The organism is Kitasatospora sp. NA04385 (assembly GCF_013364235.1).
In the GTDB taxonomy this organism is placed as follows: domain Bacteria; phylum Actinomycetota; class Actinomycetes; order Streptomycetales; family Streptomycetaceae; genus Kitasatospora.
On sequence record NZ_CP054919.1, the window covers coordinates 4,212,881 to 4,225,724 of the forward strand.

Annotated in this window: 10 protein-coding genes and 4 pseudogenes; 6 read left to right on the forward strand and 8 right to left on the reverse strand. The window is 73.9% G+C overall.

What is annotated here, in order from left to right; translation table 11 throughout:
- The first annotated feature begins 22 nt into the window (after positions 1 to 22).
- The 3 genes and pseudogenes from cydD (at position 23) to HUT16_RS18875 (ending at position 6,572) form a co-directional block, all read left to right on the forward strand.
- Positions 23 to 3,570: pseudogene (cydD, locus tag HUT16_RS18865) on the forward strand (thiol reductant ABC exporter subunit CydD).
- Positions 3,571 to 3,675: 105 nt separating this feature from the next.
- Complete coding sequence (locus HUT16_RS18870) at positions 3,676 to 5,490, forward strand: GAF domain-containing sensor histidine kinase (protein ID WP_254897869.1); 1,815 nt, start codon at positions 3,676 to 3,678, stop codon at positions 5,488 to 5,490.
- A 149-nt stretch (positions 5,491 to 5,639) separates the two neighbouring features.
- A complete protein-coding gene (locus HUT16_RS18875; protein WP_176189315.1) occupies positions 5,640 to 6,572 on the forward strand; it encodes a DUF72 domain-containing protein in 933 nt (310 codons plus the stop codon).
- Positions 6,573 to 6,630: 58 nt separating this feature from the next.
- On the opposite strand, the gene HUT16_RS18880 is transcribed toward HUT16_RS18875, so the two are convergent.
- The 4 genes from HUT16_RS18880 to HUT16_RS18895 all read right to left on the reverse strand — a co-directional run bounded on the left by HUT16_RS18880 (position 6,631) and on the right by HUT16_RS18895 (position 10,038).
- Positions 6,631 to 7,443: an HAD family hydrolase gene (locus tag HUT16_RS18880; RefSeq protein WP_176189316.1), complete on the reverse strand. Its 813-nt coding sequence runs from the start codon at positions 7,441 to 7,443 to the stop codon at positions 6,631 to 6,633.
- A gap of 203 nt (positions 7,444 to 7,646) precedes the next feature.
- The gene (locus HUT16_RS18885; protein ID WP_176189317.1) at positions 7,647 to 8,534 is read right to left on the reverse strand and encodes an LLM class flavin-dependent oxidoreductase; all 888 of its coding nucleotides are present in this window, start codon (positions 8,532 to 8,534) and stop codon (positions 7,647 to 7,649) included.
- Between the two features lie 103 nt (positions 8,535 to 8,637).
- Positions 8,638 to 9,528, reverse strand: a complete 891-nt coding sequence (locus HUT16_RS18890; RefSeq protein ID WP_176189318.1) for a hypothetical protein — start codon at positions 9,526 to 9,528, stop codon at positions 8,638 to 8,640.
- Positions 9,529 to 9,690: 162 nt separating this feature from the next.
- Positions 9,691 to 10,038, reverse strand: a complete 348-nt coding sequence (locus tag HUT16_RS18895; RefSeq protein ID WP_176184170.1) for a hypothetical protein — start codon at positions 10,036 to 10,038, stop codon at positions 9,691 to 9,693.
- On the opposite strand from HUT16_RS18895, the pseudogene HUT16_RS18900 reads away from it, so the two are divergent.
- Positions 9,974 to 10,368 (forward strand): annotated as a pseudogene (locus HUT16_RS18900) (type II toxin-antitoxin system VapC family toxin). The gene HUT16_RS18895 and the pseudogene HUT16_RS18900 overlap by 65 nt on opposite strands.
- Before the next feature lie 41 nt (positions 10,369 to 10,409).
- On the opposite strand, the pseudogene HUT16_RS18905 reads toward HUT16_RS18900, so the two are convergent.
- Positions 10,410 to 10,595 (reverse strand): annotated as a pseudogene (locus HUT16_RS18905) (LLM class flavin-dependent oxidoreductase); the annotation flags it as partial.
- A 116-nt stretch (positions 10,596 to 10,711) separates the two neighbouring features.
- Between HUT16_RS18905 and HUT16_RS18910 the strand changes: the two are divergent.
- Together HUT16_RS18910 and HUT16_RS18915 are read left to right on the forward strand one after the other, a co-directional pair.
- Positions 10,712 to 10,960: a type II toxin-antitoxin system CcdA family antitoxin gene (locus tag HUT16_RS18910; RefSeq protein ID WP_030906175.1), complete on the forward strand. Its 249-nt coding sequence runs from the start codon at positions 10,712 to 10,714 to the stop codon at positions 10,958 to 10,960.
- Positions 10,957 to 11,358 (forward strand): DNA-binding protein, encoded by a 402-nt coding sequence (locus HUT16_RS18915; protein ID WP_176189319.1) that lies wholly within the window; start codon positions 10,957 to 10,959, stop codon positions 11,356 to 11,358. Before HUT16_RS18910 ends, HUT16_RS18915 begins: the two co-directional genes overlap by 4 nt.
- A 202-nt stretch (positions 11,359 to 11,560) precedes the next feature.
- On the opposite strand, the gene HUT16_RS18920 is transcribed toward HUT16_RS18915, so the two are convergent.
- The 3 genes and pseudogenes from HUT16_RS18920 to HUT16_RS39265 form a co-directional block, all read right to left on the reverse strand.
- On the reverse strand, positions 11,561 to 12,070 hold the full coding sequence (locus tag HUT16_RS18920) for a hypothetical protein (protein WP_176189320.1): 510 nt from the start codon (positions 12,068 to 12,070) through the stop codon (positions 11,561 to 11,563).
- The gene (locus HUT16_RS18925; RefSeq protein ID WP_176189321.1) at positions 12,060 to 12,491 is read right to left on the reverse strand and encodes a hypothetical protein; all 432 of its coding nucleotides are present in this window, start codon (positions 12,489 to 12,491) and stop codon (positions 12,060 to 12,062) included. The genes HUT16_RS18920 and HUT16_RS18925 overlap by 11 nt, the downstream gene beginning before the upstream one ends.
- Positions 12,492 to 12,513: 22 nt before the next feature.
- Positions 12,514 to 12,763 (reverse strand): annotated as a pseudogene (locus HUT16_RS39265) (transposase); the annotation flags it as partial.
- Positions 12,764 to 12,844: the final 81 nt, after the last annotated feature.

A 12,844-nucleotide genomic window follows, 5' to 3' on the forward strand; every position in this document is an offset into this window, starting at 1 on the left:
ACAGATGGACCGCCAGCAGCGGATGCGACCGATCGACCCCCGGCTGCTGGCGCACGCCCGCACCACCCGCGCCTTCCTCGCCGGCTCCGTCCTGCTCGGCGGGGCGGGCGCGGTGCTGCTGGTGGCCCAGGCCGCGCTGATCGCCTCCCTGGTGGTCGACGGCTTCCAGCGCGGCCGCTCCGGGCTGTGGGGGCAGCTGCTCGGCCTGGCCGCGGTCACCCTCGGCCGGGCCCTGGTCGCCTGGCTCACCGAACTCACCGCCCACCGCTCGGTGGCCGCCGTCAAGTCCGCGCTGCGCCGCCGCCTGCTCGGCCACGCCACCGCGCTCGGCCCCGGCTACCTCGCCGGCCGCCGCACCGGCGACCTCGCCACCCTCGCCACCCGCGGCGTCGACGCGCTCGACGACTACTTCGCCCGGTACCTGCCGCAACTGGCCCTGGCCGTGGTCGTCCCGGCGGTCGTGCTGGCCCGGATCCTCGGCGCCGACTGGGAGTCCGCCGCGATCGTCTGCGGCACGCTGCCGCTGATCCCGCTGTTCATGATCCTGATCGGCCACGCCACCCAGGCCCGCACCGACCGCCAGTTCGCCGGACTCGCCCGGCTCTCCCACCACTTCCTCGACGTGGTCGCCGGACTGCCCACCCTGAAGGTCTTCGGCCGGGCCCGCGCCCAGGCCCGGGCGATCGGCCGGATCACCGAGGACTACCGCCGCGCCACCCTGCGCACCCTGCGGCTGGCCTTCGTCTCCTCCTTCGCGCTGGAACTGCTCTCCACCCTCTCGGTCGCCCTGGTCGCGGTCTCGATCGGCTTCCGGCTGGTGGGCGGCACCCTCGACCTGGAGACCGGCCTGCTGGTGCTGGTCCTCGCCCCCGAGGTGTACCTGCCGATCCGCCAGGTCGGCGCGCTCTACCACTCCAGCGCGGAGGGCCTGGCCGCCGCCGGGAGGATCTTCGAGGTGCTGGAGACCCCGCTGCCGGCGCACGGCACCCGGCCCGCCCCGGTCGGCGCCGACCTCCGGGTCGAGGGCCTGACGGTCCGCCACCCCGGGCGCGGCGGCGCGACGCCGACGGAGTTCTCGATGACCGTGCCGGCCGGGCGCACCACCGTCCTCACCGGCCCCAGCGGCGCCGGCAAGACCACCCTGGCCGCCGTCCTGCTCGGCTTCGTCCGCCCCGACGCCGGGCGGGTCCTGCTCGGGGAGCAGGACCTCGCCGACACCGACCCGGCGAGCTGGCACGCGCAGGTCGCCTGGGTCCCGCAGCACCCGCACCTGTTCGCCGGGACGGTCGCCGAGAACGTCCGCCTCGCCCGCCCCGACGCGAGCGACGCGCAGCTCGCCGCGGCCCTCGCCGCCGCGCACGTCGACTTCACCACCCCGGACACCCGGCTCGCCGAGAACGGCCACGGCCTCTCCGCCGGGCAGCGCCAGCGCCTCGCGCTGGCCCGCGCCCTGCTCGCCGACCGCCCCGTGCTGATCCTCGACGAGCCCACCGCCCACCTCGACCCCGTCACCGAGGCCGCCCTCCTCGACACCCTGCGCGGCCTCGACCGCACCGTCCTGCTGATCACCCACCGCCCGGCCCTCACCGCCCTCGCCGACCACCACGTCCACCTGCCGGGGCCGGCCGCCGCGCCGCAGGCGCGAAGCCGGGGCGGCGAGCACGTGCGAAACCGGGGGCGCGAGGAACCGCGCGAAGCGGAAGGAACCGCCCCGCAGACCCGGCACGACGGTGACCTGCCGCTCGAAGGGGCCGCCCGGCAGGGCGCGGACCGCAGGACGGAGGCTGCGCCGGAGCCCGATCCGGCCGTCTCCGCCTCCCGGCCCGCGCGGTTCCCCGCGCCCCTGGGCGTCACCACCCGCGTGCCCCGGCTCTGGCTCGCCGTCCTGCTCGGCGCCCTCGCGCTCGGCTGCGCGGTCGCGCTGATGGGCACCTCCGGCTGGCTGATCTCGCGGGCCGCGCAGATGCCGCCGGTGCTGTACCTGATGGTCGCGGTGACCTCGGTGCGGGCGTTCGGCATCGGGCGGAGCGTGTTCCGGTACGCGGAGCGGCTGGTGGCGCACGACGCGGTGCTGCGGGCGCTGGGCGGGGTCCGGACGGCGGTCTACCGGAGGCTGGAGCGGCTGGCCCCGGCCGGGCTGCCGCAGTTCCGGCGCGGCGACCTGCTGTCCCGGCTGGTCGCGGACGTGGACGCGGTGCAGGACTTCCACCTGCGCTGGCGGCTGCCGGCCGCCGTCGCCGCCGTGGTCTCGCTGGGCGCCTCGGCCGTGCTGGCGCTCCTCCTGCCGTCGGCCGGCCTGGTGCTGGCGCTGGGCCTGCTGCTGGCGGGCGCGGCCGTCCCGGCGCTGGAGCGGTGGATCTCCGGCCGGACGGAGCGCCGGCACGCGCCCGCCCGCGGCGAGCTGGCGACCGCGGTGGTCGACACGCTGACCGGCACCGCCGAGCTGACCGTGGCGGGCGCCCTGCCGCGCCGGCTGGGCACGGCGGCGGACGCGGACGGGGTGCTGACCCGGCTGGCGGCCGCTCGGCCGCCGCGGGCGGCCTCTCGGCGGGGCTGGTGGCGCTGGTGTCGGGCCTGACGGTGGTCGCGGCCGCGGCGGTCGGGGTGCGGGCGGTGGCCTCGGGCGCGCTGCCGGGGGTGTGCCTGGCGGTGGTGGTGCTGACACCGCTGGCCGCGTTCGAGGCGGTGGCGGGCATGCCCACCGCGGTGCGCCACCGGGAGCGGGCCAGGGCCGCCCGGGAGCGGCTGGACCAGGTGCTGGCCGCGCCGCTGCCGGTCCGCGAGCCGGACGCGCCCGGGCCGCTGCCCGCCGTCCGGCTGCCGCTCACCGTCGAGGACCTGACGGTGCGCTGGCCGGGCGCCGGGCGGGACGCGCTGTGCGGCGTCGGCCTGGAGCTGACGGCCGGGCGGCGGATCGCGGTGGTCGGGGCGTCCGGGTCGGGCAAGACCACGCTGGCGCAGGCCCTGCTGCGCTTCGTCGAGCCCTCGGCCGGGGCGGTGCGGCTGGCGGGCACCGACACCCGGGAGCTGGCCGGTGAGGACGTCCGCCGGGTGGTGGGGCTGTGCGCGCAGGACGCGCACGTCTTCGACAGCTCGGTGCGGGAGAACCTGCGGCTGGCCCGGCCGGACGCCGACGAGGCGGCGCTGCGGGCGGCGCTGGCCCGGGCCCGGCTGCTGGAGTGGGTGGACGGCCTGCCGGAGGGCCTGGACACCATGGTCGGCGAGCACGGGGCCCGGCTGTCGGGCGGCCAGCGCCAGCGCCTCGCGCTGGCCCGGGCGCTGCTCGCGGACTTCCCGGTGCTGGTGCTGGACGAGCCGGCCGAGCACCTGGACGTCGCCACGGCGGACGCGCTGACCGCCGACCTGCTGACCGCCACCGCGGGCCGCACCACGCTGCTGATCACCCACCGGCTGGCCGGGCTGGACGACGACGGCGTGGACGAGGTGCTGGTGCTGGACGGCGGCCGGGTGGTCGAGCGCGGCCGCTGGTCGGAGCTGGCGGCCCGGCCGGGCGGCCGGCTGGCGCGGATGGTCGAGCGGGAGCGGGCGGGCGAGCGGGTGGCGGTCTGAGCCCGGCCTGCGGCCTGCGGGCGGGTGGGTGGCGGTCTGCGGTCGGGCGGGCGAGCGGGTCGGCGGCCTGCGTGGGGGTGTCGCCGTTCCGGAAAGGGGCAAATCATGACAGACATGCACACTGGTGACATGCAGACGCCGGAGGAGCCGGCCGCCACGGGCGGTCGGCCACGCATCCCCGAGATCTCCTCGCTCGGGCTGGACACCCTGGTCACCGAGGTCTCCGAGCGGCTGCAGTCGGCCGCCGCGGTGACCGACCGGATGCAGCGGCTGCTGGAGGCGGTGGTGTCGGTCGGCGCGGGCCTGGACCCGCACGCCACGCTGCAGCGGATCGCGGCCGGCGCGGCCGAGCTGGTGGACGCCGAGTACGCCGCGATGGGCGTGGTGGACCCGCACGGCAGCGGCCTGTCGGACTTCATCCACATCGGCGTCGACGACGCGACGGCCGCCGAGATCGGCCACCTGCCGACCGGCCGGGGCATCCTGGGCGCGCTGATCGACGACCCGCGCCCGCTGCGGCTGACCGACCTGTCCACCGACCCGCGCTCGGTCGGCTTCCCGGACCACCACCCGCCGATGGTGTCCTTCCTCGGGGTGCCGATCCGGGTCCGCGGCGAGGTGTTCGGCAACCTCTACCTGACCGAGAAGAAGGGCGGCGGCGCGTTCACCCCCGAGGACGAGCAGGTGGTGCTGGCGCTGGGCGCGGCCGCGGGCGTGGCGATCGAGAACTCCCGGCTGTACGAGCAGGGCCGCCGCCGCGAGCGCTGGATCACCGGCGCGGCCGCGGTCACCACCTCGCTGCTGTCCACCGACGAGGCGCAGATCGCGCTGACCGTCGCCGCCGAGCAGGTCCGCGAACTCGCCGACGGCGCGCTGGGGATGATCCTGCTCCCGGCGGGCGAGGACCGGATGCGGGTGGCCCACGCCTCCGGCGAGCGGGCCGAGCACCTGACCGGCGAGCTGCTCCCGGAGGACGGCTTCGCGCCCCGTCTGCTGGCGGGCGAGGCCGTCTACCTGGCCGACCCGGCGACCGCCGCGGAGACCGCCTCCGACGCCCAGTTCGACCGGCTGGCACGGGAGTTCGGCCCGGCGATGGCGGTGCCGATGGTCTCCGCGGGCCGGGTGCTGGGCGCGCTGTGCGTGTGGCGCCGGGCCGGCGGCGTGCCGTTCACCGACACCGAGCGGCAGCTGTCCCAGACCTTCGCCTCGCAGGCCGCGCTGGCCCTGCGGCTGGCCGAGTACCAGCGCAACCAGCAGCGCCTGGCGGTGTTCCAGGACCGCGACCGGATCGCCCGCGACCTGCACGACCTGGTCATCCAGCGGCTGTTCGCCACCGGCATGATGCTGGAGTCGGCCGCCCGCCGGGCCGTCGTCCCCGAGGTGCAGGAGCGGCTCGGCCAGGCCGTGGACGAGCTGGACGCCACCATCCAGGAGGTCCGCACCACCATCTACGCGCTCCAGCACGGCGACACCGACGACCAGCCCGACACCCTGCGCACCCGGGTGCTGCGCGAGGGCAGCCAGGCCGCGGCGGCGCTCGGCTTCAAGCCCACCATCACCTTCACCGGCCCGGTGGAGAGCCTGGTCGGCGAGAAGACCTCCCGCCAACTGCTGGCCGCGCTGCGCGAGATGCTCTCCAACACGGCCCGGCACGCCCGCGCCTCCCGGGTCGCCGTCGAACTGGACGCCACCGTCCACCTCGGCGAGGACGGCCGCCCGCTCTCCCCCTCGCCCACCCGCACCGGCCCGCCCGGCGTGCTGCTCACCGTCACCGACGACGGCGTCGGCATCCCCGACGGCGGCCGCCGCTCCGGCCTGCGCAACCTCACCCGCCGCGCCGAGGCCCTGGGCGGCGACGCCTGGCACGAGACCGGCCCGCACGGCAAGGGCACCCGGGTCCGCTGGACCGCCCGGCTCTGACCCGCCGCGACCGGCCGCCGCGGTTGTGCTCGCCGCGGTTGTGTGCGCCGCGGTTGTGTGCGCCGCGGTTGTGCTCGCCGCGTCCGGCCGTCGGGCCCGGCCGTGCGGTCCGGCCGTTAGGCCGGGCCGGGACGGGGCAGACGCGGCCCATGGCGGAGATCCGGGTCGGTGCGTGCTCCTGGACGGACAAGGAGCTGCTGGCCAGCGGCTGGTACCCGGCGGGCCGCCGGGACGCCGAGGGCCGACTGCGCCACTACGCGACGAGGTTCCCGCTGGTCGAGGTCGACGCCACCTACTACGCGCTGCCCAGCGCCCGGAACAGCGCCCTGTGGGTCGAGCGCACCCCGCCCGGCTTCCGCTTCGACGTGAAGGCGTTCTCGCTGCTCACCGGCCACCCCACCCGGCCCGCCGCGCTGCCCGCCGACCTGCGCCCGGTCCGCCGGGACGACCCGGGGCTGCCGGACGAGGTGTGGGCCCGGTTCGCCGGAGCCCTGGAGCCGCTGCGCGCGGCCGACCGCCTCGGCACCCTGCTCTTCCAGTTCCCCCCGTGGCTGGCGCCGGACGCGTCGGCCCGGGCGCTGCTGCGCGCGTGCCGCGAGCGCACCGCGGGGTGGCCGCTGGCGGTGGAGTTCCGCCACCCCGACTGGTGGCGGCCGGAGCGGGCCGCCGACACCCGCGCCCTGCTGTCCGAGCTGGACGCGGCCGCCGTGGCCGTGGACGTCGCGCAGGGCCTGCCGACCTCGATCCCGCCGCTCGCCCCGGTCACCTCCGGGCGGCTGGCCGTGGTCCGCTTCCACGGCCGCAGCCGGGACTGGGGCACCGGCTCGAAGGAGGACCGCTTCCGCCACGACTACACGCCCGAGGAGCTCGCCCCCTGGCTGCCGCGCGTGCGGGCGATGGCCGAGCGGGCCCGGGAGGTGCACGTCCTGTTCAACAACTGCTGCGCCGACGCCGCCGTCCGGGCCGCCGGGACGATGGCCGACCTGCTCGGCCTGGACCCGCCCCGGGAGCCCGACCCGTCCCGGGAACTGCAACTGGACCTTGACCTGGGCCTGGACCCGGACCCGGACCCGGGCCGGTGAGCGCGGGCGGGCGGCAGCGCCGTTAGCGCCGTCAGAGTCGTCAGCGCCGTCAGAGTCGTCAGAGCAGCGTCTCGATGATCGCGGCGACGCCGTCCAGCTCGTTGCTGACGGTGTGCTGCGCGACGGCGGCCAGCACCAGCGGGTGGGCGTTGGCCACCGCGTAGGAGCGGCCGGCCCAGGCCAGCATCTCCAGGTCGTTGGGCATGTCGCCGAAGGCCACCACCTCGGCGGCGTCGATGCCCTGCTGGGCGCACCAGCGGGCCAGGCTGCTGGCCTTGGTGACGCCGGGGGCGCTGATCTCCACCAGCGGTATCGGGCTGGAGCGGGTCACCTCGGCGAGCGGGCCGACGGCGGCCCTGGCCCGGTCCAGGAACTCGTCGGGGGAGAGGTCGGGGTGCTTGCCGAGCAGCTTGAACAGGCCGTCGACCTGCCCGGCGGCGAGCAGTTCGGCGGCGGTGCCCACCGGGTGCTCCTTGTCGGACTCCCACATCACCACGTTGTACTCCGGCTCCCGGGCGAAGCCGCCGGGGAACTCGAACGCGAAGGCGGTGCCGGGCAGTTCGGCCCGCAGCCGGTCCACCACGGTGAGCGTCCCGGCCGGGTCGAGCGGGTGGGTCTCCAACAGTTCGCCGCGCCGGACGTCGACCACCGCGCCGCCGTTGGAGCAGATCGCCACCCCGTGGCCGCCGATGTGCGGGCCGAGGTGCCGCATCCAGCGCGGCGGCCGCCCGGTGACGAACACCACCTGCACCCCGGCGGCCTCGGCGGCGGCCAGCGCGGCGGCCGTCCGGGCGGTCACCGTGCCGCCGGAGCACAGCAGCGTGCCGTCGAGGTCGGTGGCGATCAGGCGGGGGCGCGGGGAGGCGGTCATCCGTCCATCTTCGCGCACTCGCCCGGCGACCGGACCCGCCCGGTGCGGGCGGGTCCGGTCGCCCGGCCGGTCAGGCCGCGACGGCCAGGGTGAGCGCCGCGGTGTGCAGCGTGCCGCCGGTCCGGAACCGCGGGAACGGCCGCCAGTCACCGGCCTGCGGCAGCTCGGCGCGGAAGGCCGGGGCCGGCCCGCCGCCGCGCTCCTCACCCCAGCTGGGCGAGCCCCTCGGTGGCGATCCGCTCGAACACGTCGAGGTCGTTCTCGAAGACGGAGTCGGGGACCGGCCAGTGCACGACCAGCTCGGTGATGCCCAGCTCCCGGTACCGGCCCGCCCAGTCGACGAACGCGTCCACCGACTGCAGCGGCCGCTCCGCCGTCGAGCCCTGCAGCAGCACCTTCTCCAACTCGCCGACGTCCCGCCCGACCGCCTCGCACGCGGCCGTCAGCTTCCCGATCTGCTGCGCGATCACCCCGGGCGCCTGCTCCACCGGCACGTCCGCCGGCCCGCGCGGGTCCCCGTACGTCACCCAGCCCTGCCCGTGCTCCGCCGCCAGCCGCAGCCCGCGCGGGCCCGTCGCCGCCACGTAGAACGGCACCCGCGGCACCTGCACGCACCCCGGCACGTTCCGCGCCTCCACCGCCGAGTAGTACTGCCCCTCCCGGGTCACCGCGTCATTGCGCAGCAACTCGTCCAGCAACCCCACGAACTCCTCGAACCGCGCCGCCCGCTCCTTCGCCGACCACGCCTCCTGCCCCAGCGCCGTCGCGTCGAACCCGACCCCGCCCGCCCCGATCCCCAGCGTCAACCGCCCGCCCGACACGTCGTCCAGCGTGATCAGTTCCTTCGCCAACGTCACCGGATGCCGGAAGTTCGGCGAGGTCACCAGCGTCCCCACCCGAATCCGCTCCGTCGCCGCAGCCGCCGCCGTCAACGTCGGCACCGACCCGAACCACGGCTCCTCCCGGAAGCTCCGCCAGCTCAGGTGGTCGTACGTGTACGCCGCGTGGAACCCGAGCTCCTCGGCCCGCCGCCACACCTGCTGCCCCTCGCTCCACCGGTGGATGGGGAGGATCACCGTGCTCAGTCGCATACGGGCGACCCTACGCGGCTCAGGAACGGGCCAGGCGGCGCTCGTGGCCGTTCCTGGTGACCGTGTCAACGCCAAGGGTCCGGACCCGGGCGCCGTACCGATCTCACTCTCCCGGGAGCGGCCATGGCACCGGGTCCGGCCGGCGTTGCCACCACCAGCTCCGCAGCGCGATGTCGAGTCGTGAAAGGCCCGACACCTCGCCGAGTGCCGCGCCCTTGTCGTCGACGGTGTGTTCCCGGAAGAGCTCGTCGACCCGGGCCAGCGCTGCCGTGCACCGGGCCGCGGTCTCACCGGTGAGTTCGGCGGCCGTCTGCACCAGCTGATCCCGGAGGCCGAGGTCCTCCTGGTAGAAGTCGACCGGGTACCAGCCGTCCGGCGGCCAGGCCGTGGAAATGCGGACGGCAAGTTCCTCCCAGGCGCCCAGCCGGGTTCGGGCGTACCACTCCGCCTCGCTCTGCCTCTCGCTCCCGGGCGTTCCTCGCGTGGCGAGCCAGGCACTGAACGCCTCGGTGACGGGCGTGGGGACCCGGTGCTCCCGGATGACCTCGGCCTGGCGGTCCACCGGAACGTCCGGGAGTCCGGGCACCGGCCGTCCCACCGCGTCGATGGTGAAGGTCGCATCCTCGTCGTCCGACTCGTACACGCGCGCCCGGGTGAGCAGGCCGCCCGGGGCGGCCAGCCAGTAGGCGCTCGGCAGCGGCTCCGCTGCGGCGAACAGCACCGGTTTCCCCAGCCTCCCGGCCAGCGCAGCTGCCAACCGCTCCTCGGCCGGGCGGGCGGGGTGATCGTCGGGGACGTGGATGTCGAGCGACCAGGTGACATCGCCGTGGACCTGCTCGTAGGTGCAGCTGACGGTTGCGTCCCAGTTCCGGTTGTCGTAGTCGTCCGCGTCTGCGACATCGACATCGTCGGCTGGCCGACCGAACTGCTCCGCGAGCACGACGACGACGCTGTCCCGCTGCAGCGAGCCGGTGAGAAACAGCTTGTACGTCATTTGTGGGTCCCGTGGTAGACGGCATGAGCCTTGGTGATCACGTGCGGGTTGTCGCGAAACCGGGGGTCCCTGGAGAATGCCGGAACCTTGGACGGGTCACCGTCGGCCTTGGCGAGTTCCTTCAACGCTGCGTATTCGTTAGCGCCTTGACGATCGGGTTGCTCATTCGAAGCTCACCCCAGCGATCTTGGACTGGAACACCAGTCCGCTGACGGCGTTGGCGACGGTGTCCACCAGCGGGCCGATCGCCGCCTCCACCACCTGGGCGATGATGTACTGCTCCAACTGCTGTTCCAGGCAGTTGATCAGCCGCTTCGCGGCTTCTTCGATCGCCAGCACCGCCGCCTCCGCGATCCCGAAGGTGGCCACCGCCGCCGCCTGGTCCGCCACCAACGCCACCGCCGGCGCGACCAGTTCGGCGATTGTCTCGACCTTCATCGCCACGATCACCCCCGCCGCGACCTCCAGTAGCGAGGCGCTCTCCAAACTCTCCCGGCGCCACCGTGACATGACGGTCTGGCTGGACGTTGCCCGCACCCTCGACCTGCTGGTCGTCACCAGTGCGGCGACCCTGGTCGAGGCCCGTGACCCGAAAGTGTCGCAGGCCGCGTTCGACCACGCCGTCTCGCTGACCAAGGTGCGTCCCGTCACGGAGAGGAGATCGCCCGCGCCGCGAGCGGGCTCCTCGCGACCGAAGGGCGGCACGGCCACAAGTACGCCATCGACGCGATGCTCGCGGCCACGGCCCACCTCGAACGCGGCGACGTCACCGTCGTCACGAGTGACCCGGACGACCTGCGCAGGCTCTGCCACCCGCGCATCGCAGTCGAGCCGATCTGAGCGCCCCGCCCGACGACCTGCCGCGTCTTCGCAGGTCAGTGTGTGATGGGTGAACGAGGCTTGACCGAGGTCACCAGCGCCCCCACCCGCATCCGCTCCGTCGCCGCAGCCGCCGCCGTCAAGGTCGGCACCGACCCGAACCACGGCTCCTCCCGGAAGCTCCGCCAGCTCAGGTGGTCATACGTGTACGCCGCGTGGAACCCGAGCTCCTCGGCCCGCCGCCACACCTGCTGCCCCTCGCTCTACCGGTGGATGGGGAGGATCACCGTGCTCAGTCGCATGGCCCGACACTATGCCGACGAAAGCCCGGCCGGAGCGTGCATACCCGCAGTATGCTTGCTTCATGGCAGCCACCACGCGCATCACGGTCACCCTGCCCACGGAGCAGGTGGCCGAGCTGAAGAAACTCACCGACAACGTCTCCGGATACGTCGCGGAAGCGGTGGCCCGGCAGATCAGGCATCAACTGCTCGCAGAAGAACTCCGCCAGTACGAGGAAGAACACGGTGCGTTCACGGAAGAGGAACTCGCCGCCGCGCACGCGAGGATCTTCGGTTCGTCCGAGCCGGGCAGCGGAGCGGCCGCCGCGTGAGTGTGCGGATCGAGACCGTCGTGCTGGACTCCCGGGGAACGTCCGCCTGGATCTCGCAGGACCGGGGCGTGCTCGCGATGATCAAGGCTTTCCACTCGACGGGGGCCGGCCTGGTCATCGGCGCCAACACCATCGTGGAGATCTCGCACGCCAGGGCGAACACCGCCCGCCTGGACCGGGTGCTCTCGCAGGCCAGGATCGAGCCCGTGACCGAGCACGCGGCCAGAGCCGCCGCGGCGCTTCTCAAGCAGGCCGGCCTGCACGGTCACAAGTACGCCATCGACGCCACCGTCGCCGAGATGGCGCTCCGCCAGCCGGGCCCGGTGGCCATGTTGACCTCGGGCGTCGACGACATGGCCAAGCTCTGCGGTGACCGGGTCCGGCTCATCGCCATCTGAGCCGACAGCGGGTCAGAGCGTTCATGACCGCGTTCCCGCAGGTCAGTGCGTGATGGGTGAACGGGGCTTGACCGAGGTCATCAGCGTCCCCACCCGAATCCGTCCGGTGGCCGTCGCGCTGTCGTCAGCGTCGGCGCCGACCCGAACCACGGTTTCTCCCGGAAGCTCCGCCCACCCGGTGGCTCTTTGACCAGGGGGAACATCACTGGCCGGGGCGTAGTGCCCGCCAGGAAATGACGGGTTCGAGTTCGGCCAGCTCCGGGAGGACGGCCGCGATGGCGTTTCCGAGATCGGCTGTGAATTTCTCGACCATGGCGGTGAAATCGGTGCGGTCCGCCTTCTCGACCTCGGGGTCGGGTTTCCATGCAGTGAAGTACGGTCGGCAGGAGAGGGTGACCGATTCCCCCGTCGGATGTGCGGTGACCACGCGTTGGGTCCCCTGCTCGCAGAAGTCCAGTTCCGACTCTGCTCCGTTGCGGAGACCTTCGAGGAAATCCGGAAGCTGCGGGATGATGCTGGAGAGGTCGAACTGGACGTCGACTCGCCAGTGCTCCTCACCGAATCCCCCGGCGGAGAAGCGCACCCCGGCGTCGTCCAGGGGTTCGCAGACCTCGATGGCGAATACCTGCAGGTCGCCTTCCCAGGGTTCGATCGGGTCGTGCTCGACCGGTCCGAGGTTCTCGGGGGTGGAGAGGGCGATTTCAAATGGCATCCATGTCTCCGTCGAAGTTCTCGCTGATCGGATATCCGCTTCGGTATATCTTGGTGGCTCTATTCGGCACGATCAATGCCCTGGTGACCGGCACGATGCTACCACCGGGCTTGATCACCTGGCCGACTCCCGGTGGAATGTCAATGATTCGGGTCTCCGGATTGCCCGGGTCCCAACGCTGCTTGGAGATTTGTGCAGTGGCGTTTTCATCCAGCCACTGGCCTTGTTCCTTCCCCTCGGTGGCCGCGCGGCCGGTCAGGCCGGTGGTCCTTTTCTTCCCGGCGCCGTGGAGCTTGAACGTGTGGCCGAAGGTCGGAACGCTCTTGGGGCTCCAATTGATTTCCTTCTGGGCTTGGAATTTATCCTTGTCGGGCGTGGTGTTCCTTGATCGTGTCGGCGCGTTTGACCGTCTTGCCGACACCGTGGCGCGTGGCGCGGTATTTGTTCTTCGAGCCGGGAGGCCGTCCTGGGCCCGGGCGTGGTCGGTTTCGGTGCCGCCGCCGGGAGAGCGGTGGTCGGGCGGATGTTGCGGAACCCCCGTCGCACCCGGGCGGGGGTGAGGCGGCGGGGCTCGGCTGGCCGCTCCCAGGGGCGGCGGAGGTCCTCGGCCAGCGGTCGGGCAAGTCGGAGCTGGGTGTGGGCGGCGATGACGAGCCAGGTCCACAGGTCGGCGCTGTCGGCATGACGGATCTGTCGACGGAGCGGACCAGGTTCGCATCCGGGTTGCCCGCCCCGATCAGGTGCCCCGCCGCGTCGTACCGGGTACGTCCACTG